Below are 22,443 nucleotides of genomic sequence, written 5' to 3' on the forward strand. Positions count from 1 at the left end.
GGATGCAAACACTTCTTTGGAAGTTGGGCATGGGGAGGATGTCGGGAGTCGTCCGCACCCTCCCGGCGCCCTGATGTGGACGCCGGGCCGTATCCGCTACAGGTTGTAGTCGGCGATGACCTTCTGGGATCCTCCCCGGCGGCCTCGGTCAACTCCAGCCGGGCCATCGGGCGCGGCCACAAGGCCGGTCAGGCGACACCGGGCAGACCAAGAATGGTCAGATATCGGGCGTACGAGGCCAGCGTCTCGGGATCGCCGAGGAGGAGCCGCTGGGCGAGCTGATCGGGATGCGTCTGAGGCCCTCCGACTTGAAGAAGCGAACTTGACAGCCGCCGGGGCGGCGGAGGTGCGAGCTGCTGTCCGCGCCCCACGCGCCGTGGCTACTGTGCAGGCCCGCTCCGGCGCACGAATGTCGGTCCCATGAACTCTCAGGCCCAGGGGTCATCGACCGCTGGTGGGTAGTCGATATGAGGTTCATCTTGACGGCGCCCGCTCGGGTGACCTATTACCCAGTCCACACAGGCTGGGCGATCACCGGTTCCGGTCCGACAGAATTCGTCGATCGCCGCCTGGACTCGCGCCCTGGGAAGGGTGCTCCGTAGATGGTGAAACCGAGGTCCGCCCGGATCAGATACCACCCGCGGATCCCTGGCCGGAGGTGATGGATTATCGCTGATCCATGTTTGCTCGTAGATGCCGCCTTTCCGCGGGTCCCTCTCGCTCACGAACCAGATGAGCGCACCATATCCGGTCTTTGAGTTGAGTCCAACTCGCAAGAAGTTCGTCGGCAGCTCCGTGACGTCGTCGTGGATTCGGTCGGAGAAGCTGAATACCGCGTCGCCTCCCGGGTCACGAAAACGTCCAGTACTGGATTCCGGTGGCAGGGTCTCCAATAGCTGAGATGCTAGCTGAAGCTGTGCTTCCAGTGTCTCCGCATAATGCCACCCGTGCCGGGTTAGTGCATTTAGAATCAACCGCTGAGTCCTCTCAATGTGACCTGACTCCATCCGTTGGCTGAAGGAAACATCACGGTCATACTCTGATCACTTCGTAGAATCGCTGGAACAGCATTCGAGCATGAGTATATCCCCCGGCACACTCCAGTGGGATTATTGATTACAACCACTGCGTGTGTTACAGGGCGATTCCTCATGGCCCATGCAATCTTCGTCTCGACATGCGATGCAGCTGGATGCGGTGCTCCGGCGCGAGGGTTCTCAATATGGGGAGATCCCATGAGGAATTCATTGATGGTCGAGGTGGAACTATTTTCCCCGCTCTGAACCGGCGGGCCGATCCTCTTGCCCCCGTCAACTACTTGCCCAGTTGTGACGTGGTCGCCCAGGCCGTCAAGGACTTCATCGGCTTCGCCGGACGAACAGTTATGTACCAGAGTATTGAGCGTCGTCGCGTAGTAGTTGTGGGTGCCGTCGACGGTGAAGTTGTAGACGGTGAACGGTGTGCTGGGCTCGAGCCGATGGATTGCCGTGATGACGGGGGTCGCGCCGTCTTCCTGGAGGAGGCGGTCGCCGATCTGAAGGTCCCCCGCGAGGGTCCAGGTCCGTGTGCTGGCTTCCCAGATGGGGTGCTCAGGTGTGACGGTGAAGCTCTGGCCGGCGGCTGAGGGTGGGTCGGTGCCCGAGACGGTGTCGTTGTCAGGCTGACCAGTGTCACTGACGTCGTTGGATCCGTCGCTGCTGTTGGACTGGATGGTGATCTCGACGAGGATGGCGGCGGTCTTGTGGAAGAGGGCGGTGACGGTGTGGGTCTCCTGCTGGCCGCTGTCGGTATTGAGGGTGGTGACCTTGTCGCCGACGTCGATGTCTTCGATGCTCTTGCTCGTGCCGTCGGCGAGGAGGACCGGGGTGCCCTCGGTGAAGCAGTTGCACTTGGGGCCGCCGCTGTTGTCCGCTTCGCCGTTGGTGTCGCTGCCGGCTTCGGTTCCTCCGTCGGCTTCGGGTGACCCCTCGTCTCCGTCCTTCTTCTTGCCGGGTTCACCGTCGGGGAGCTCGGGGGATCCGGTCGTGACACCGGGGTCGATGCTGCTGGTCGGGCTGCCGTCGCCGGGTGAGTCCGACCCGGACGAGCCGGGGAGTCCATGGGAGCCGCTGCTGCCGTCGCCTCCGCCGTCGCGCTTCTTGAGCGCGGTTTCGATGGCGTTCTTGATGTTCTTGCGGATGGTGCTGAGGCCGTCGGTGGCGATGAATGCGAGCGCCATCCATGCCGCGGCGCCGATGGCCTTACCCCACTCGCCTGCTCTGATGGGGTCGGCGATGGGGGCGATGATGCCGTAGAGCGCGTCTTTGATGAACTGATCTGGCTGTGCGAGTACGGCGTTGGCGAAGTCCATGACCTTCTGCTTGCACGCCGAGAAGTTCGTGGCGCACCACCATCCGTCAGCCAGATCTTCCAGTGGCCCCAGGAGGTCGTCGGTCAGCTGGGTTGCCACGCCGCAGTAGAAGCCGCTGTTGCACTCCTTGACGGTGCCCGGCGCGAGCTCGTCTCGACAGCCGTAGAACTGGCACATCCGGTACGCGCCGAGGTCCAGTACACCGCCGCCCTTGGGCGCGAGTCCGGAAGGGTCGCTGGCGGTGATGGGAGTGTTGTCGGCGTAGGTGTAGCCGTTGGCTTGTTGCGGGTCTCCGCTGGTGATCGGATCGTCGCTGACGAAGCGGCCAATGGAAGCGTCGTACTCTCGTGCGCCGATGTGGGTGAGGCCGGTGGGGTCGTTGTCGCCTCCGACGAAGCCTTTCTTGTCCGGCCAGTTGGCGGGGACCGCACCGCGTGGGTTGCCGTATGGGTCCTGGCGGCGGTGCTGGATGGTCCTGGTGTCCTGGCTGATGGCGATGCTGTTGGTGCCCTGGTGGTCGGCGACGAGCCAGGTCAGGCCGTTCTCTGTGGTGCGGATGGCGATGGTGCTGCCGGCGAAGCCGTAGTAGCGCCGGGCGGTCGGCGCCGCGGTCGAGGTGTCTCGAAGCTCCATTCCGCCGAGGTAGAGGGTTTCGCCGGTCTTGTCCTTGGCCAGGAGCCTGGAGCCGTCGGGTCCGTAAATGTAGGAGCCCAGCTCCTCACCGTTGTCGGCGTCGGTGACCTTCGCCAGATGACCTTCGGGATCCCAGGCCAGGTTCTGCAGCTTGCCCTTGCCGTCGGGGCGTTGGACGGTGTTGCCGGCCTGGTCGTAGGCATATGCGTGGGTGAAGGAGCCGGGGGAGCCGAGTGTGGACGTCTCAGTGGACGCCAACCGGTGGTTGCCCGGTGCACCGTCGGTGCCGGGAGTCGGTGAAGGGTAGGTGTAGGTGGTCGTGGTCTCGGTGGTCTTGCCCGGGACGGGGTGGTTGGTCAGGCTTGCCCGGTTGCCGTTCTTCTGAAAGCTGTACGACTGCCAGTAGGGGGCCGCACCGCCGAGCACGGTGCCTTGCCCTGGAGTCTTGACGCAGTCGTTGGCCTTGGGGGTCCAGGCCTCGGTGAGGCGCTGCAGATGGTCGTAGCGGAAGCACTGAACGTCGTTTTCGACGAGCGTGGTGCCTGTGCCGTCCCAATAGTCGGCGATCTTGGTGATGTTGCCGGCGTCGTCGTACTCGTAGGAGGAGTTGGTGAGCACGCTCGGGGCTTCGGGGAAGCGCTGGACGGCGCTGGACTTGAGCCGCTGGGTGCCGTCCTCGTACCAGAAGGACTGCCTGAGGTAGGGGTCTTCCTTGGCGCCAGACGTGTCGAGGCGCTGGAGGAGTCCGGTGTTGGTGTACTTGGTGCTCTGGACGTAGGTGACGATGTCCGGGTAGTCGGTCCCGAGCCAGTCGGGTAGCCCGAGTGTCGCGTCGTAGTGGAACTTGATCGTCTCTTCGGGCAGGCCACCGGCTGCCGGGTACGTCATCGTCTCCGGGCTGCCGTCGATGTTGTAGGTCTGGGAGAAGTTGTAGGACCCGGTGAGGTCGCCGTGTCCGTCGGGAACCGTGAGTGTGGTCGACAGGGGGCGGTAGCTCTCGTCGTAGTCGTTGACGGTGCTTATGTACGCCTTGCCGCCGATCCAGCGGGTGGCGCTGGAGGGAAGGCCCAGCGCATCCGGCACGGTGTCGTAGGTGTTCTCCGTCCGGATGGTGCCGTTAGCGCCGTCTTCCCGGACGGTGAGCGGGCGGCCGATGGAATCGTAGCTGTAGAAGAGTTTCTCTCCGCGCGCATCGGTGGTGGAGACGAGACGGTCGTCGTCGCCGTAGGCCGCCGTGGCGGTGCCGGAGTCCGGGTCACTACTGGAGATGACGCGTCCGAGTACGTCGTACTCGTACGACCAGGTTTCACCACTGGAGTTGGTCCAGGACTTGAGGTTGCCGTGCTTGTCGTAGGTGTAGGTGGTCGCATCGTAGGGGCCGGTGGGGGTGCGGCCCTCGTACTGTCTGCTTTCACTGGTCCGGCCGTAGAAGTCGGTGAGGACGGAGCTGACGGTGCCCCCGTTGGGGGGAATCACGTCGGTGCGGTCGCCGTGATTGATGTACTTCGTGCGCCACTTCTCGGTGCCGAAGGAGTAGAAGATCGAGTCGGTGACGCGTCCGTAGTCGTCGAACAGGGTGACCCCGATGCGCGGGAGGCGGCTCTCAGCAGTCGGTACGGCGAGGTCAGGGCCGGGTAGGGCATCCGCGTCGTGGTAGGCGTCGAAGGTCTTCCATGCACGGCCAGCACTATCGTAGAAGACGTCGGAGACGATCCGGCCGCCGTTGACCCCTGGCACCTGGCTCTGGCGCTGGCGCAGGAACGAGTCGTAGAGGGTGTAGGTCGTGACCTGGGCGCCGTTGTGAATGAGGGACCTCGTCGCGACGGTGGTCGGCCCGCTGTGCTTGAGGTCGTAGATGTACTCGATGCTCGGTGTCGCGGTGGTGGGCTGCCCCGGCGTCCAGATCCTGGTCTTGCGGCCGAGCGGGTCGTACTCGTAGTTGGTGACGAAGCCGTTGGCATCGATGACCGAGGTCGCCTGGCCCCGCAGGCGCTCGAAGTTGATGGTCTGGGTGTACCCGAGCGGGTTGGTGTGGATGGTGCGGTCCAGGTAGGACCCGTCGAACGCTCCTTCGTACGCCGTGCTGCTCGTATCGCCCGAGGCGTCGGTCATGGATGTGGGACGCCCGTAGGCGTCGTAGGTGGTGCTGACCGATTTCACGTAGCGCGGCCCGGTGGAGGTCCAGCCCACGAAGTGGTCGGCATAGGTGGAGTTACCCACCGTGGGAGCGACGCCGTTGGCCTGGCCGTCGAAGGAGAAGCGGTTGACCGCGCGCAGCGAGTCGCGGTCGGAGACGGTTTCGGGCGTGGACGGAAGCGCGGAGCAGGGCAGTTCATAGGTTTCGACCATCGACACCGCGGTCAGGATCCACTTGGGGGTGTTCTTGAGGTAGGTCGTCCGCACGCAAGTGTCATCGGAGGTGGTGTCGAGCTTCCCGAGGCTGCCGGCCAGGACGAGCTGACCGTACTCGTTGTAGACCATGGTGCTGGCGGTCGTTCGCCACGTTCCGGTGCCGTTCAGCTTCGTACTGGCCGTCACCTTCGAGGTGTGCACATAGCGAGCATGGATGTCACGCCCCTCTATGGTCCTCGTGGCGGTGGGGCCGGAGATGTAGTAGTCGGTGAATTGAGTGGAGACCATCTCGCCGGTGGCGGCGATGGTCGCCCGCTGTTCGCGGACACGCCCGGCCAGCACGTCGTCGTCGGGGACCTGGACGCCGTCGGAGCCGACGGTCTTGACCGTCTTGGTGCCGCCGGCCGGGTTCCTGTCGCCGTCCATGCCGCGGTGGAAGAGGCTCACTGCGGCGAGCGGCTGGTTGTCAGCGGTGTCGCCGTTGGTAGTCGTGACGGTCTCATAGCCCCGCCACTGGTTCCAGGTACGGTACTTCTTCTCACTGAGCCCGTTGGTGTCGTCGTAGTGCCAGGCTCCGCCGCCGCCGTAGGTGTAACGCACGATGGAGCGTGGCGATCCTCCGCCGGAGTGGTCGATCTGGGAGACGGTGTCCACGACGTACTTGTGGAACCAGTCCAGCTCCGGGTCTCCGTGCTCGGCCGGGTTCCAGTAGACGGGGAAGCAACGCCAGGTGTTGGTGCCCGCCTCGCTGGGGATACGGGTGCCGGCGACGCAGTCGGGTTCGGAGTAGTCGACGAGGATCTCACCACCGGTCTCGGTGATGATCGAGGACAGCCGGAACCAGTTCATCGCCGGGGCGTTGTCGATGCCGTCGACACGGTTGGGCAGCTGCGCCGCCCCGAAGGTGATCTCGGGGAGCGACATCGGCACCTCACCGATGCCGTAGCCGGTGCGGGTGAGCCCTTCGAGGAACAGACCCGCGCGTGTCCCGTCTCCAGGGTTACGGAATGAGTGCCGTAGGAGGATGTCGTCGACTTTCGAGTAGGCGGTGCCCGTCCAGACCTTTGTGGTCACCGATGCGAGACGTCTGGTCGACCAGAAGGTCGGTGAGTAGTGGTCGGCGCAGGTGCTGCCGGTGCACTCCTGGTCCCAGGGGGTGTCGGGCCAGTTGGCTTCCTTGTGGTCGGAGCAGTTGGACAGGCAGCGGTCTGCGGTGGCGAACTCGATGCGGTTGGGTGCCCGGCCGTAGGCGGTGTCGTTGCGGGTGCCGTACTCGATCCGGTCGAGGAGGCCAGCGCGGGTGTAGGTGACGGGGTTGTTTGGATCGAGGTTCCGGGCGTACTTGTTGGTCTCGGTGCTGTACCAGTAGCTGGTGGTGCTCCCGTGTGGGTCTTCGATGTAGTCGAGCTGCCATCGCCAGGCCTGCGCGCAGCTGGAGGCGGCGAAGGAGGTCGCGTGGCATGGTTCGCCGGACTGGTTACCGAAGACCGGCACGGTCCACACGGAGTTGGTAACGGCCTTTCCGGTGGCCCAGCCGGGGAGCTGGTTGCGCCCGAACCAGAGTTTGGTGCCGTTCATGAGGGTGACGAGCCAGTACTCACCGTTGTCGTCGGCGTTGGGGCCACCGGTCTTTCGTTCGATGCGGGTCCCGTCCTCGTTCTTCGGCCGCCATGTACCGGATGTCTTGTCCTTGACGAGTTCGGTGGCGGTGCCACCGTAGGAGAGGAACGCGTTGTCGTCGAACCAGCAGAGGTCGCCGGTCTTCTCCGTGTTGTTGCCGCCGTCCTGGTCCATGGCGCAACCGGTGTACTTGCGCTCGATGAAGCCCGGCTCGTAGGCGAAGCCCTCACCGACCCAGGACGGCTGGTTGTTGCTTGCCGCGGTCATGCCGTCGACGCTGCCCGAGGAGTAGGAGATCCCGACCCTGGCTCCGGGACCGCCGGTCCAGGCGGAGGGGATCGGGACCTCGTAGGACCAGGTGAAGTCGCCGGTCGCGCTTCCCGCGGACCAGCCCGAGGACGAGGTCAGGGTGGTGGCGGCGTAGTCGCCGGAGGCACCCGCGGGGGCGGCGGTGACCGCGAACAAGGAACCCGCGTCGAGGGCCGCGGTCAAGGTCTGCTTCGGTGCGCTGTTCGTGGTGCGCAGAGGGCTGCCGACACAGTCGCGATCACCGGGACGGCTCAGGGCACACTCCGGCAGTTTCGTGACCCGCAGTCGCACGCCCCAGTCGGCCCCGAAGGCGGTGGCGAAGGGGGCGTATCCAATCTGGACCGTGGCAGGGCCGCCCGGGTCCCCCAGCCGGGCCACGACGCCGTCGATCCCCAGCGCGCTGCTGACGTCCTGGCCGTAGACATCGACCTTGACCTTCCGGGAGGAGTCCCGGCCGGTCACCGCTATCGGGAGACCGCCCACGGTCGTAGGGGAGCCGTTCGCCGCGATCTCGGCGGCGGCGGCCGTCGGCCAGACCGGAGCCGGCGGCGCCTGCGTCATGATCGACCCCGCGGTCGGGTCGCTTTGCGGCTTGGACGCCTGTGCCGTGGTCGTCTCCACAGAGGACTCGTCAGCGGGCTCACCCAACTCCGGCAGCGCGTCCCGCAAGGCGGGGATCGTGAGTAGACCGGCCACCAGAACGACGGCCATGCCTCCGGCCACGCCGTACCTGACTCGACGAGAGAGCTTCATCCACCAGCGGACAACGGGCACGAACATCCTGGTTCCTCCATAGGGCTGTTGGGAGGGATTGGGGGACACGAGTTGGCGGTGCCGGGCACGCCGCCGGCCAGCTACGTCACGGGGACCTCACGGGTCCAGAGCAGACTCTCTCCACCGAAGGCGCCACCGGTGTTCTTGTAGAGCCAGGCCTGCGTGACCGTGCCGTCGGCGTAACGGATGACGAGGTCCAGGTCCCCGTCCCCGTCACCATCGAGGAGCGTCGGCGTCGCGAAGTCGAACCTGTTCGGTGTGGCGGTCGACAGCCTCGTGACCGGATTCGACACCCCGGTCGTTCCCTTCACCGTCGCGAAGACATCGAAGGTCCAGTTTCCGGTGGTGGTGTTCTTCCGGAGTACGGCCACGTCGGGGGCGGAGTCTCCGGTGAGGTCACCGGAGACGGTCTGCAGATTCACCGCATTCCATCCCGCGCTGGTGGAGGACCACGCCGCTGCCGACGGTGCGACGAGGCCACCGTTTCCGAGACCAAGGTGGACCCCGAACCGGGCTCCGACCCCGAATCCGGCGGTGGCCAGTACGGCGAATTCGGCGGCACCGTCACCGTTGAGGTCGGTGACCTGCGGCTGCGCGGCCCCCCGCACACACCAGTCGATCGAACTCGCAGGAGCGGTGACCGGCGCCGCGAACGTCTTCCCCGCGTTCAGGAAGATCCTCGGTCCACCCGAGCAGATGTCGGACGTGGCGATCAGGTCGCCGTCGCCATCGGTGTCGATGTCACCTATGCCCAGGCGCGTGATGGCCGGGTTCCACACACCGGCCGGTGCGGTCGGATTCTCCGTTGTACCGGTCGTCGTCTCCAAGAGCGTCGGACGCCCCTGGGGACTGAAGCCGGAGGCACGCCCGATGAGGACCGTCATTGTCACCGTCCGGGAGCTGATGACCGAATGGGTCCATCCGGGCCGCATCTCATAGGTGTGGGCCTCGTGGAGGATGACCGCGTCCAGAATGCCGTCACCGTTGAGGTACCCCGTCCGCATGCTGGTGGTCCGGGCGTAGTGGTCGGAATCCGACGACATCCACAGGGCGGACTCGTTCCAGCTCCCGCTGTACTTGTCGTACCCGAGCGCACGGATCACGGCATTGCCGCCCTCACTGAACTCCAGGGTGAGCATTCGGTCATCGCGTGGACGCTGGGGAAGCGTCTCGGGCTTGCGCTTGGCCTCGGCCATCACGCGATCCACGGTGTCGACCCGTGATTTGACGTCGCCGGTCGACAGGACACCGGCGAAGGTCGACACATCGTCAATGTCGCCACGCCAGTACCTGCCCGGCGCCGGCCCACCACAGCCGATCCGGAACACTCCGGGTCCGTTCCAGATACCGGTGTGGGTCGCGGTGGCGGCAGCACCGCCATTGACGTAGAGGCTCATGCGGCCGGTCACCGCGTCGAAGGTGATCGTCAGGTGCATCCACTTGTTGATGAGCGGGCTCGCCGCGGAGTCCACGACCGTGACGGCCGAGGTGGTGCTGTCGGCCGAACTCATTGAGAACCGCCATCGGTCGGCGGTGGCGTTGTATTCGAGCGCGAACGCGGTCCTGTTCGCACCGGCCTGAGAGAGAACGGTTCGGTCGGCGGTCTTGTCGCTCAGTCGCACCCAGGCCGCTGCGGAGAAGGACCTGCTGGTCCACAGCACCGGCCGCGCGGCCTCGGCGCATCCGGTTCCGGCGAGGTTCAGCCCGGTCTTGTCGGAGGATGTCGACACTCCGGTTCCCAGGGTGAGGGCCGAGTTGTAGCCTCCCGTGTCCGTACCCGATCCCATGTCGAGGGTCCATCGTCCAGTCCGCTCGGTCTGCGTCGCTCTGAGACCGATCTCGTCCTTGGTCACTACCCGGTTCCACACCTGGACGTCATCCAGCGCGCCGGTGAAGGGCGACCAGACACTCCCACCGCCGGCGGTACCCGCCGCCTGCCCGACCCACATCGGGCCCGGAGAGGTGTACGCCTTGGTTCTGGCCGTGGTGCCCTGAAGCACACCGTCCACATAGAGGCTCATCTGTTTCGAGCCCTCGTCGAAAACCCCGACCAGGTGGGTCCATCTGTCGACAACCGGCTGGTTGATGGACTTGACGGTGAACCAGGCGGGTGAGGCGACGTCGGCGTCCGGGCAGTCGAACGTCCAGCGCTGGAAATCCGGGTTGTACTTCAGGTACACCCCCGGGCGGTTGACCGCGGCCACCGACAGCACCGTCTGGTGCCCGATGAGATTGTCGGGCTTCGCCCACGCTGAGATCGTGAAGCTTCTGGCCGTGTCGATCACCTTGTCGTTCGGCGCGAAGTATCCGGCCGTCGCCGAGGTCCCTGCGGCGGCATCGACGCGCAGGTGTCCGGCAGGGGAGCTGGGGCTGCCGTACGGCTGAAGCACTACACCACCGGTCACCTCGTTGAGGACGGCCCCACCATTGAGCCTCTGCCACGTCCAGGACCCGACGGCCGGAACCTCCTTGGCGCCCACACCGAACTCGTACTCCGAGGCGGCCTCCGGAGTGTTCCCGGCTTTGTCGACGGCTCGCACGATGAGGATGTTCTTGCCCGCCTGCGTGGGGGTGACCCGCACGGTGCCACCGGCCGGGACGGTGACGTCGCAGCCCCCCTCGTTCAAGCACACCTCGTACGCGACGACATCGGTGTCGGTCGAGGTGAGAGTGAAAGACCCCGTGACCCCGATTCCCCCTTCGCCCTCGGGTTTCGTGCTGAACGGCGGATAGTCGCTCGAGGCGATCGTGGTGGCACCCGGGGCGGTGAGGTCCACGACGAACTCACATGTGATCTGCTTCCTGCTGTCCAACTTCCCGTCGGTGACGTCGAGTTTCACGGCGTAGACGCCCTCGTCGAGCTCGTCGGTGTACATCACCGCGGTCGTGCCGTCACCGAGACCGCCCTGATCGCGTTGAACGCCCGGGGGGAAGGAGGCGTCACTGTCCTTCTTCCACCACATGCGGGTCTTGAGCGCGTTTCCGTCGGCTGCCACGTCCCGGTCTTGGACCACGGCCTCGATTTTCGGGCCGCGCCCGTCACCCCTTGTCGCGTCGGAGACCGACGGCCTGGTGGCACCGGTGGCGCACTCCTTGCCGTCCACCCGGACGCCACCGGAGTCGATCGCCGGATAGGTGTTGTAGGTGACATAGAGGGTGGCGTCTGTGCGGTACTTGCGCCACTCGGTGATGTCTCCCTCATTGTTCGCCCGGAGCCCGAGGTATATGGAGGACTCTCCGGCCGAGACCGCGTCACGCACACCACCGACGGCGTCCCACTCGACCTGAGCGGCAGAGCAGGAGGCGCTGTTCCAGCGCCGCTGCTGGTAGTTGCTGGACAGTTTGTCACCCCACCCGCCGCCACCGGAGTTCCACGAGGTGGACCATGTGACGTTCTTGTTGAAGGCGGGAACCCGGTAGAGCCCGACACCACTGCCGCCGTCGCAGTCACCGGACCCGGGCTTCCACGACCAGCCCTGGGTCAGCTGGAGCCTCGCGGCGGTGATCTTCGTGCCGGCGAGGGTCTTCATGTCGAGCGGGAACTTGAGCAGGCTGCGCGACCGGAACACGTAGTCCTCGGTGGTGTAACCGACCTTGAGGTATCCCTCATTCTTGTTCGACGGTGGGTGCGGTGAGTTGTAATACGACCCGCGCTGGTCGGTGAGGATCGCGTAGGCCGAATCCGACTCGCTCCAGGGCGGGTCGATGTAGACCGGAAACGTCGTCGCAGGGTCGGTCAGGAACGCGGTGTCGGGATGGACGCTCACCTTTGTCCCGCGCATGCTCACATCCATCGTCACGTGCCTCGGCGCGGGCACCGCCCCACCGGTGGCCGCTCCTCGCGCGCCTGACCCGGCGGCCGGTACGGCGACACTGGAGTCCCAGACCGTGGCCGTACCGGTTGACAGCAGCACTGTGCCGGTGGTGGGATCGACCACCTCGAGTGTTTCGGCCTCGCCCTCGCGGAGTTCGCCGTTTTCGACCGCCACGGTGAAGGACGCATCCCTGGCCAGCGGGCTCTCGGCCGCCGCCGGGGTCTTGACGACGAGCACATGAGAGAAGCCGGTGACCTCGGCGGTCAACTGGAGGTCGATTCCCGGGGAGATCTCCGGGTAGGTCGCGACATTCCCCGAGAGCACGGGCTGGGGGAGAGCGGCGGTAACGCCATCGAGGGTGACGGTCAGTTCGGTCTCGCCCATACGCGCGACGACGGTCGGCGAGGCCCCGGCCGTGGGAAACCACATGTCGACGGATGCGGCAGCGGGAGTGATCTCACCGTGTGGTCCCACGGCGAGGGTCGCATCGCTAGGGACCCATGCCCCGCTCTCATTCTGGACGCGCTCGGGGTACATCGAGGCGCGAGCTGCGAGCTGACCGTCCGGCCGAGCCCAGACCTGCGCGGTCTCACCCTTGAGCGACAGGACCTCGACGTCGCCGGCGCAGGCCGCCGCCTCGGCCAGTGCCTCGTCCTGCCCCCACAGTCCCGACGGGCAGGCGGCCGCGGCATCGGAGGCGGTCAACGGAATGGTGAGAAGACCACTGATGAGGGCTGCGGTGATTCCGGTGGCCAATCGTGTGCGTGTCATCGCGACTCCCCGTCGAGGACCGGTCGTTAAAGAACTGCCCTTGTGCGACTCGGCGCTCATACCGCCGCCGCCCCGAACGTGCCGGTCCCGGTGGGCGGGACGCCGTTGAGACCCGGCCGGATGGCGTAGATCGGGTCCGTCGTGGACTGCCCGGTCACCACGCTCCAAGGCACGGCCCAGAGCGCCGGGGTGTTCCCGGCGGGATCCCCGATGAACAGGTGCGAAGATGAGGCGGACAGGTACGCACCCATGCGCGCGCCGGCCTTGGGCGTCCAGCCGGTGTTGGCGACGATGGCTGGATCCACCCAGCGATCATGTTCGCCAGCCCCGCCTACCAGCGAGAACACCTGGATTCCGCCCTGATCGGTCAGGCCGCCTTCCTCGCCTGGAATCCCCACCGCGAGCAGCAGATCGCTCCAGGCCGGTACCACACCGGTCGCGGCCCGGTTGACGATGGCGAGAGCCGAACCGAAGGCGTCTCCGGTCTCGGAGGCACCGTCGACGTCGGCGACATCCTGGTGGATCTCCAGGAGCTCGGTGGTATCGACGGCGTCGGAGATCGTCACGGTGGCCACGACGCGACCGGCATCGGGCTGGCTGTTCGACTCCATGGCCTCACCCGGTACACCGATGGCCAGCAGGGACTTGAGCCTGGTTCCGTCGGTGAAGACCGTCATCGCCAGACTCGCCCCGAAGTGGTCACCACTTTCCCCGTACCCGGACTGCCCGGGCATCTCCTGGTTGAGGAACCCGACGGAGATCGCGCCGTTCGAAGCCGAAGCGTGACGGAAGACGTCGACGTTTCCCGAATCGACGAACTGGGAGATGTCCTCCAGCGGGTCGCCTACGGCGAAGTGCAGCGAGGTGGCCGCCAGCACGCTGCCCCACCGGTCGCCTGCCTCGGCGAAGCCCTCGACCGTCGGGGAATCCTCGGTGAGCTCGGTCCACGCGCCGTTGTAGAGGTAGAAGACCGATCCGGCGGCGCTCAGGCTCCCAACCGACTCACCGGGTGCGCCGGCGAGCACGAACGGAACACCTGACGCGGTCGTACCAGCGGCGAGGCTCGCGCCGAAGTTGTCCCCGGCCTCGGGCGCACTGCCTCCGAGAGTGGTTCCCTGGGTGATCCTCATCGGCGTGCCGAGCCCGTCCTGGGCGCCGAAATAAAGGTAGATCGCCCCGGCCTTGTCGACGGTGGCACCACCGACGGTCACAGCCTCGTCCGGCGCGCCAACCAGCAGATCGTCGCACCCATCGAGGTTGACATCCGTGGTGGCCAGCGCGGTGCCGAAGCGGACCGCCCCGCCAGGAGGCGTGAGCGGCAGGCTGACCGTGCCCTCCTGTCCGCCAGAAAGAACGTGCACCCGACCGGAGTTCACCACTCCGTTGACGGTCGCCCCGGGATCGGCGACCGCCACATCGACGGTCCCGTCCCCGTTGAAGTCGGTCGAACCACCTGGAATACAGCCTTCAGACGCCGCAGACGCCGATGGCGGAGCACCACCGATGACAACTGCGGCCCCAAAGGACAGCAAAACGGCACACATGCGATGCATGGGCACTCCTCGGGCACAAGGTAAAGCGGGCGAGGCTCAAGCTATTGAGTCCGGGAGATCAACTCAATCATCGTGATCGATCGTTACCAATTCGTGATCCACAGTGTGCTGTCGGAACTCGTCGGTATGAGGCGGATCATCTGCGGTTTCAGGGATGAGAGATACGACCGCTCACGGAACAAGAGGGCGTGGACATCAGGAGGGCGCCAGCTTTCCGAGGATCAGGTCGCGGCCGGTGAGTGGCCCGTCCCAGTCACAATGGCCGGAGCCACGTCCACGAGTCGTGGCCCGCTGTCGACGACCACGCGTCACCGCGTTGCTCGGCTCTCCAGCTCCCGCGTGTACCCCGCCTCAAACCGCGCACCGAGCCCATCCCACGCCGCCACCGCCCGCGCGTAATCGCCCGACAGGCGCGCGCGAGCACGCAGGACGGTCGCCGCCGCCCACGCGTTTCGCGGCGCCGACTCCTCCGCCAGCGCCAGTAGCTCCGGGACGCGCGGGTCGCCGGTGGACACCGCGAGCTCGGCGAGTGCGGCGTTGGCGTAGTCGGCGTATCTGCCGGATGCGGGGGTGAGGTCGTGTGCGGTTGTGGTGTGGAGGGCGAGGCGGGCGTCGACGAAGGTGGCGAAGGCGGCGGCGTTGCGGGCGTAGCCGGGGCTGCCGTGACCTCCTGCGGTCTGGGCGACGCGGCGCCAGGCGGCGGCCGAGGCCTCGTCGCCGAGGAGGGCGTGGGCCAGCACGAGGCAGGAGGCGCCCGGGGACATCCAGGCCGCGGCCGGGCTTCCGCTGCGCCGCCAGCCGTCGAGGAGGCCCGGGGCCAGCGCGACCGCTTCGTCCAGCTCGCCCTGGAGGACCAGGACGGCGACGTGGCGGCTGGTGGCGCGGTAGGGGTGGTTTTTGAGGAGGTCGTCGTCGAGGATCAGCTCGGTGTTGCGGCGGGCGGCGGGCAGGTCGCCGGTGGCCAGGGCGGACTGGGTGGCGGTGAGGTGGATGTCGAGGATCTCGGCCGCCGAGGCCGGGCGGGTGCGGTCGATGGTCGGGAGCAGGGCCAGGCGCCGGCGGGCGAGGCGGTCGGCTTCGGCGAGGTCGCCGTGGTGTGCGGCGACGCTGCTCAGGGCGTCGAGGGCGGCGCTGATCAGGATCGGGTCGCCGGTGGCCAGGGCCGCCTCATGGGCTGTGGACGCGGTGGCGGCATCGGCGGTCAGGCGGGCGGGGCCCTGCGTCCAGGTGGTGGCGGCGGCCAGGCGGGCGGTGACCAGCGGGTCGCCCGGGTCGGCGAGGGAGCGTGCGCGGGTGAGCATCGCGCGCATCTCGGTGTAGGGGATCTCCTCGGTGAAGCCGGACGGCAGTCGCCCCGCGGTGGTGACGGCGGCGGCGAGCGCGGCGGCCTCGGCGTTGCCGGCGCCCGCGTCGCGTGCGGCAGCGGCGGCGTCCAGCAACAGCCGGTAGGAGGCCTCGGCGTGCCCGAAGGAGAACACGGCCTCGGCGGCGTCCATCAGGTCGGTGTGCGCCTCCATTGGGGACGGTGCCAGGCGCGCGGCGGTCAGGTAGTGCTCGAAGGACTCCCGCAGGAAGCGGCGGGCGAAGGTCAGCCGCGCCAGGGCCCGGACCGTGCCGTGGTCGCCGCGGGCGGCCTCGCGCAGGTCGGCGGCGAGCGCGTCGAAGACCTCCCGCCAGCCGGGGGCGAAGGCGCTCAGCCCGATGGCGGCCTCGCGTGCCCAGGACACGTGCCGCGTCCGCACGTCGGCGGCCTCCGCGCGGGCGTCGAGGCGCTCGGCGGCGAAGGCGCGGACGGCCTCCAGCAGCCGCCAGCGGCCGGTGCCGGGCTGGGCGGTGATGAGGCTCTGGTCGGCCAGGCGTCCCAGCAGGTCGGCGACGGTCGCGGGCGCTTCCTCGCAGACCGCCGCGACCGCTGTCAGGTCGAAGGGCCCGGCGAAGACGCTCAGGCGCGCCAGGAGGACCTGTTCGGCGGGCGCGAGGAGGTCGTGGCTCCAGGCGATGACCTCCCGCAGCGAGCGGTGCCGGGCCTGCCCACCACGTGCCCCGGACAGCAGGCGCAGCGGGTCGTCGAGTGCGGCCAGCAGGCCCACCGCGCCGAGGGAATCACCACGGGCGGCGGCCAGCTCGATGGCAAGGGGAAGCCCGTCCAGCCGTGAGCACACCCTGGCCACCAGCGCCAGGTCACCCGCCAGCCCCGGGGCACGCGCTGAGAACAGGGCCTCGGCATCGGAGCCGAGGGGGAGTGGCGCGACGTGGACGACGCGCTCGCCCGCCACGCCCAGTCGCTCCCGGCTGGTGGCCAGGACCGTCGCGGCCGGCCCGGCGTCCAGGACCAGCTCGGCCAGTGACGCGGCCTCATCCAGCAGGTGCTCGCAGTTGTCCAGGACCAGCAGGAGCCTGCGCGCGCCCAGCCGGGCGGCGATCGCCTCGCGAAGCGGCAGCTGCGGAGTCTCGGCCGCACCCAGCGCCGCCGCCACCGCCTGCGCGGCGAAACCCTCCCGCACCGGCACCAGATCCACCCAGACCGCGCCGATCGCCACCGAGGACGCCGCCGCGGCCGCCAGCCGGGTCTTGCCCACGCCCCCGGGACCGGCCAGCGTGACCAGGCCGCCGCCGGTCAGCAAGGGGGCGAGGAGATCCAGCTCCACCGCACGGCCCACGAAGGACGTGCGGGGCGTCGGCGGGCCGGACGGGACGGTGGCCACCGCGCGTCCGGCGGCGACCCGCGCCAGCTCCCGGCGTCCGGGCACGCCCGTCTTGCGCAGCAGCGCCGACACGTGGTTCTCCACCGTCCGCACCGACAGGTGCAGGCGGCGCGCGATCTGCGCGTTCGTCAGGTGCTCGCCCAGCAGGACCAGCACCTCTTCCTCACGGGGAGAAACCGGGGAGTTCGGCACGCCACCATGGTGCATCGGCGGCGCCATTGAGTGGCGGGTGAGTGGCCGCCACCGATGCCCGCCGGCGCCTCCTCCCCGCAGGATCTCCTCACGACACGAGGAGGAGCCATGAGCGGAGGATCACTCGCCGAGGCCTACCGGCGCTTCGCGCGCACCGGACCCGAATGGGGCGAGAACCGCCTCACCAACCACGGCCCCATGGCCGCCGAGGTCCTGGTCCGCAGGGGACGCGCCGACGCCGTCGAGGAATGGGTGACCGGCTACCTCACCCGGCTCGACGACACCCCCGCACGTCACACCCGCATCCACTCCGGCAACTGGGCCGAGGCGATCGGCGACCCCCGCCGCGTCACCGACTGGACCGACTTCTACACCCAGTGCCTCACCGAGGCGCCATGGCGCGAGGTCCTGGCCGCATGGTGGCCGCTCCTGCTGCCCGGCATCGCCGCCGGAGCCACCCACGGTGTCATCCGCACCGGGCACGTCGTGCGGACCCTGCTCGCCGGATCCGACCACACCGACAGCCTCACCGAACTCGCCGCCGCCCTGGCCTTCTGGGCCGCGCACGCACACAACCCGCCACAGGGGACACCCTCACGCCGGGCGCTGGCCCCCGCCGAGGCCGTCGACGGCCTGCCCTTGCGCGGAAGCGAGCCCGGCCGCCTCGCCGAGCGCCTCACCCGCCTGGGCGACTCCCCGGACTGGACACAGGCCGCCGGACGCCTGGCCGTCCCCAGTGACCACGACCAGATTCCCGGCGTCCTGGCCGACCTCGTCCACACCATGACCACCCGCTACCTCGCCCACGGCCACGCCTCACCCGTCCTGCTCGTCCACACCGCCACCGCGCCCAACGCCGTCCTCCACAGCCTCCCCGCACTGCCGCCGGAGCTGTGGGCGCCCAGCCTCACCGCCGTCTGGGAGGCCGCAGCCGCCGTCCACTCCGCCTACGCGCACACACCCCAACCCCCGCCACCCACGGCTCACACCGCCCCCGAGGACGCGCTCGCCGAGGCCATCTGGCACGGCGACGAGCACGTCATCAAGTTCACCGACACCGCGGTGGAGGTCCACACCAGGACCGGCGACGCGGCCGCGCTGGCCGCCGCCGCCCACATCACCCGCCTGATCCCGCGCACCTGAGAGGACCACCCATGCGCAAGGTCACCGCCTACCCGTTCATCTCCCTCGACGCCGTCACCGAGTCCCCCGAGCTGTGGACCTTCGACCACTTCGACGCCGACCTCGCCGAACTGCTCGCCGCCACCACCGCACGCGCCGACGCTGTCGTGATGGGCCGTGGCGTCTACGACATGTGGGCCGGGTACTGGCCCGGGCAGACCGACGACCCCTTCGCCGACTTCATCAACGGCGTCGACAAGTACGTCTTCACCTCGGGTACCGAGCCGCTGGAGTGGGCCAATTCGATCCCCGTCACCGGGCCTCTCGCCGAGCGGATCGGCGAGCTGCGGCACGGCGGGGACGGTGAGCTCATCGTCCAGGGTGGAGGCTCGCTGCTGCGGTCGCTGATCACCGCTGGTCTCGTCGACGAGCTCACCCTGCTGCTGCACCCCGTCGTGGCAGGGAAGGGGCAGCGGTTGTTCCCCGAGGGCTTTCCGCTCACCCGCTTCGAGGCCCGCGACACGCGGCTGACCCGCACCGGGGTCACCGTGCTGACCCTCGGCCGCCGCGACTGAGCCGGGACCTCCCCGTGTGCGGCGAGCCGCATCGCCGCACACGGTGGCCGGCGACATGCACCGACGGCAAGATCCACAAATCATCCGTCATCGCCAAAAAAAGGAGGAAAGGTCCATATAGTTTCGCTGTAGTCGCGCCGTGCGGCTGATGTCGCTACGGGGGAATGCGATAGTGAGCCTTCGATGGGGTGGGGAACTGTGGCGAGGAGTGGCGGCGCTGCTCGCGGTGGCAATGCTTCCCGGTGTCGCGTCGGCGGGTCCGGCGAGGCCGGGTAACGCGCCGGTGCGGGTTTGGGAGGCCACGGTCGGGGTCGATATCCGGATCGGGGTGTCCAAGGACGGCTCGGCGCCCTTCGGTGCCACCGACCAGCCCGGCGATGACTCCGGGCCGAGCAACGGGATCGTGCGCACCAACGACATCATCACCTATGACGTGAACGTCAACGTGGTGGGCGGCACGGCCGAGAACGAGACCTTCACACTCACCGCCCCCGAGGGCACCGAGTGGCTGCAGCTGCCCACCGAATGCACGGGCGGCGGCTCACGGATCAACGGCCGGCAGCTGATCTGCAACCTCGGCTCCCTCACCAATCAGAGCCAGGTGGTACAGCCGTCCCTGCGGGTGACCGGCGCCAAGCAGAACGGTGACACCGTGCAGGTCACGGGCACGGTCACCGCCGACAACGCGACCACACCCAACGTGCCCGCCCCGAATCCGCCGATCACCCGGGTCTCCGCCGCGCCCCGGTTCGACCTGGTCAAGGACCGGTTCGAGCACCGCAGTGTGGCCGCCGCGGCCCCCGACGGAACGTCCGGCCGGGTCTTCTACTACCCGATCGCCATCGAGAACACCCCCCGTGACCCGTCGATCCCGCACCGGCTCGGCGCCGAGCAGCTCCGTTCGCCGCTCAGCTTCACCGACGACATCTCCCAGATCCTGGAGGGCGTGGCCAGCCCGGACGCCCGGCTGTACACATGGGGCAAGGATGGGCCGGGCTGCTGGCTGCCGAGCTATGAGAAGTTCGGCGCCGGTGATCAGCCGGGTGGCGCGGGCGGGGGCCCGGCCTTCGTCACCGACAGCGGCGCGGTGAGCTGCGCCCAGTCCGCGTCGGGCGCGAACATCGACGTCACGCTCACCGGTACCGACACCTCCGCCACCCATGTGCCGTCCCGTGCGCTGTGGAACTCCCTGCCCGCCGGCAACGGCTATGTCGCCTCGATCATGCTGGCCATCTGGATCCCGGACACCGATCTTCGGGCCGCGGCCGATGCCACGGGCGGGGTGGTGCGGATGAAGGACACCCTCACCGGATTCAGCCCCACCTCGACCTCCGGGCAGACGAACGTCGACCCGCCCGCGAACAACTCCTACCAGATGAGCAACAAGCTCAGCATGGGTCTCGGCTACGACAAGAACTTCGTCCTCACCGACAACGACCGCTACTACGCGCCCGGATCCCAGGTGCTCGCGTACGTCATCGCCCGCAACCAGGGCCTGGGTGTGGTGGATCCCCAGATCGCCTGCGATGTCTTCGACAAGACCCAGATGACGATCGTGGCGGCGCGTGCCGATCCCGAGCCGGCCGGCACCAAGGTCCAGTACGCCGCCCAGCCGACCCGGCAGACCCCCCAGCAGATGGCCACCCAGACCTGCGGGGACACCGACGGTCCCTGGTACGACGGCATCACCGCCGTGCCCGGTGGGGCCGCGGCCGTGGGCCGGGTGCGGGTGGTGGGCCCGGTGGCCGGGCAATCCGCCCGGTACCTGAACATGGAGTTCCGGATCCGCGACGATGCCCGCCTCGACGACCGGGTCCGCAACTACGGCGCCTACCAGGACGCCAACACCAACAACGGGAACTGGACCCTGACCGGCTCCAACCCCGACCTGGCCGACTGCTGCCTGGCCGACTATCTGCTGCTGTCTCCCGTGCTGGCCCGAATCGTCAAGAAGACCGTCGATCCCGGCACCAACGCGAGCACCACCCAGAACAAGGACCAGATCGTCACCGCCGGCACCACCGCGAAATTCGCGCTTTACCCGAGCCTGACCAGCGGGGGCAAGCCACCCGGGCCCCAGGACGTCACCGTGGTCGACACCCTGCCGAAGTACCTGCAGTACGTGTCCGGAAGCGCCACCAGGGAACCGTCCTCGGTCGTGGAGAACCCGGACGGCACCACCACGATCACCTGGGTCTACCCACAGACCGTCCCGGGCACATCCATCGCCCCGATCACCTTCGAGGTACGCGCCGATCCCGCCGCGCCCGCCGGTGACCTGGTGAACAAGGCGGTCATCGGCACCCCGCTGGACACCAGTGCCGAGAAGGAACGCACCGCCCAGCGGCAGCTGACCGTTGTCGAGGGCAAGGGTCTGATCGTGTCCAAGCGGGTCGTGAAACCCACGGTGATCATCGGCGACCGGATGGAGTACACCCTCACGGCCGACAACCGCACCTCATCGGCACTGTCCACAATCGACATCATCGACGTGCTGCCCCACCGCGGGGACAACCGCAACCCGGCCTCGGGCTTCACCGGCCGCGCCGAGCTGGCGGCCGCGCCGACACCCACCCCGGCCGGCGGCACCCTGCGGTACACCAAGGCCGCGCCGAATGGCATCTCCCTGAACCCCAACGCCGCCTCCAACGGTCCCGGCGGAACCTCCACATGGTGCGTCGAGGCCGACTTCGGCACAACCGGCTGCCCCACGGGCCTGGCCGAGGCCACCGCCTTCCGGTACGACAAGCCCGGCCCCATCGCCCCGAGCGCCGGCGTGTCACTGGGCATCAGCCTGCGCAACACCGACCAGGCCGCCGGTGACGTCTACACGAACCGGGCGGGCGCCGCCGCGCCCGAGATCGCACTGCCCGTGGAGTCCCCGGACGTGCCCGTGCGGGTGGTGGCCGGCTGCGCGGGCGACTTCGTCTGGCTGGATGAGAAGCGCACCGGCGTCCAGAGCGGGAACGATCCCGCGGTCCCCGACGTCACGGTGACACTGACCGGCACCGATGATCTGGGCGGCCAGGTGCGCAGGACCACCAAGACCGGCAAAGACGGCAAGTACCGCTTCGGCAACCTGCGTCCCGGTACCTACACGGCGACCTTCACTCAACCCATCGGGTACACGTTCACCACGAAGAACGCCGGTACCGACCCCGCGAGCAACTCGGTGGCCGGCTCCAACGGCGCGGGCGACCCGTTCACCCTGAACAAGGACACCACCGACTCCGGCGCGCTGATCGGAGTGAACTGCGACCTGAACCAGGACGCGGGACTGATCAGGCAACACCAGCCCACACCGCCCACGCCGGGTCCATCGCCGCCCACGCCGAGCCCGTCGCCGCCTACGCCGACTCCAACGCCACCCACACCGACTCCAACGCCACCCACACCGACGACGTCCGTCCCGCCGAGCGATCCGGTCCTCCCCGAAACCGGCCCGAACACGGTCTGGCCGGGCCTGCTCGCCGCCGGAATGATCATCGCGGGCATCGCGATCTTCCTGGTCGCCCGGCGACGCCGTGACACATGAGGTGTGCGCATCGAGCCCACTGAGGACTGTGAGTAGGGGAGGGCCCGTCCGGTAGGCAAGGGCCACGCGCATGCCTGATCCCGCGGACGCCCGCGGGATCAGGCATGCGGCGCCGACACCGTCAACCGCCGCAAGGC

At 68.1% G+C, this 22,443-nt stretch carries 8 protein-coding genes; 3 read left to right on the forward strand and 5 right to left on the reverse strand.

What is annotated here, in order from left to right; genetic code table 11:
- Positions 1-428: 428 nt before the first annotated feature.
- The 5 genes from QSK10_RS34295 to QSK10_RS15755 form a co-directional block, all read right to left on the reverse strand.
- A complete protein-coding gene (locus tag QSK10_RS34295; RefSeq protein ID WP_432705329.1) occupies positions 429-1,007 on the reverse strand; it encodes an Imm1 family immunity protein in 579 nt (192 codons plus the stop codon).
- Positions 971-8,044, reverse strand: a complete 7,074-nt coding sequence (locus tag QSK10_RS15740) for a DddA-like double-stranded DNA deaminase toxin (RefSeq protein WP_285663561.1) — start codon at positions 8,042-8,044, stop codon at positions 971-973. Before QSK10_RS15740 ends, QSK10_RS34295 begins: the two co-directional genes overlap by 37 nt.
- A 74-nt stretch (positions 8,045-8,118) precedes the next feature.
- Positions 8,119-12,624, reverse strand: a complete 4,506-nt coding sequence (locus tag QSK10_RS15745; protein ID WP_285663562.1) for a LamG-like jellyroll fold domain-containing protein — start codon at positions 12,622-12,624, stop codon at positions 8,119-8,121.
- 56 nt (positions 12,625-12,680) lie between these two features.
- On the reverse strand, positions 12,681-14,177 hold the full coding sequence (locus QSK10_RS15750) for an FG-GAP and VCBS repeat-containing protein (RefSeq protein WP_285663563.1): 1,497 nt from the start codon (positions 14,175-14,177) through the stop codon (positions 12,681-12,683).
- Between the two features lie 308 nt (positions 14,178-14,485).
- On the reverse strand, positions 14,486-17,074 hold the full coding sequence (locus tag QSK10_RS15755; RefSeq protein WP_285663564.1) for an ATP-binding protein: 2,589 nt from the start codon (positions 17,072-17,074) through the stop codon (positions 14,486-14,488).
- Positions 17,075-17,182: 108 nt separating this feature from the next.
- Here QSK10_RS15755 and QSK10_RS15760 point away from each other — a divergent pair, with 108 nt between their 5' ends.
- From QSK10_RS15760 to QSK10_RS15770, 3 genes are all read left to right on the forward strand, one after another.
- Positions 17,183-18,217: a questin oxidase family protein gene (locus tag QSK10_RS15760; protein ID WP_285663565.1), complete on the forward strand. Its 1,035-nt coding sequence runs from the start codon at positions 17,183-17,185 to the stop codon at positions 18,215-18,217.
- 11 nt (positions 18,218-18,228) lie between these two features.
- Positions 18,229-18,771 (forward strand): dihydrofolate reductase family protein, encoded by a 543-nt coding sequence (locus tag QSK10_RS15765; RefSeq protein WP_285663566.1) that lies wholly within the window; start codon positions 18,229-18,231, stop codon positions 18,769-18,771.
- A gap of 328 nt (positions 18,772-19,099) precedes the next feature.
- Complete coding sequence (locus tag QSK10_RS15770) at positions 19,100-22,306, forward strand: SdrD B-like domain-containing protein (protein ID WP_285663567.1); 3,207 nt, start codon at positions 19,100-19,102, stop codon at positions 22,304-22,306.
- Positions 22,307-22,443: the final 137 nt, after the last annotated feature.

The organism is Actinorhabdospora filicis, assembly GCF_030269765.1.
In the GTDB taxonomy this organism is placed as follows: domain Bacteria; phylum Actinomycetota; class Actinomycetes; order Mycobacteriales; family Micromonosporaceae; genus Actinorhabdospora; species Actinorhabdospora filicis.

Bases quoted from the DNA above. Each gene is read 5' to 3' on its own strand.
- QSK10_RS34295 (WP_432705329.1), bottom strand. From the start codon at position 1,007: ATGGAGTCAGGTCACATTGAGAGGACTCAGCGGTTGATTCTAAATGCA.
- QSK10_RS15740 (WP_285663561.1), bottom strand. From the start codon at position 8,044: ATGTTCGTGCCCGTTGTCCGCTGGTGGATGAAGCTCTCTCGTCGAGTC.
- QSK10_RS15745 (WP_285663562.1), bottom strand. From the start codon at position 12,624: ATGACACGCACACGATTGGCCACCGGAATCACCGCAGCCCTCATCAGT.
- QSK10_RS15750 (WP_285663563.1), bottom strand. From the start codon at position 14,177: ATGCATCGCATGTGTGCCGTTTTGCTGTCCTTTGGGGCCGCAGTTGTC.
- QSK10_RS15760 (WP_285663565.1), top strand. From the start codon at position 17,183: ATGAGCGGAGGATCACTCGCCGAGGCCTACCGGCGCTTCGCGCGCACC.
- QSK10_RS15765 (WP_285663566.1), top strand. From the start codon at position 18,229: ATGCGCAAGGTCACCGCCTACCCGTTCATCTCCCTCGACGCCGTCACC.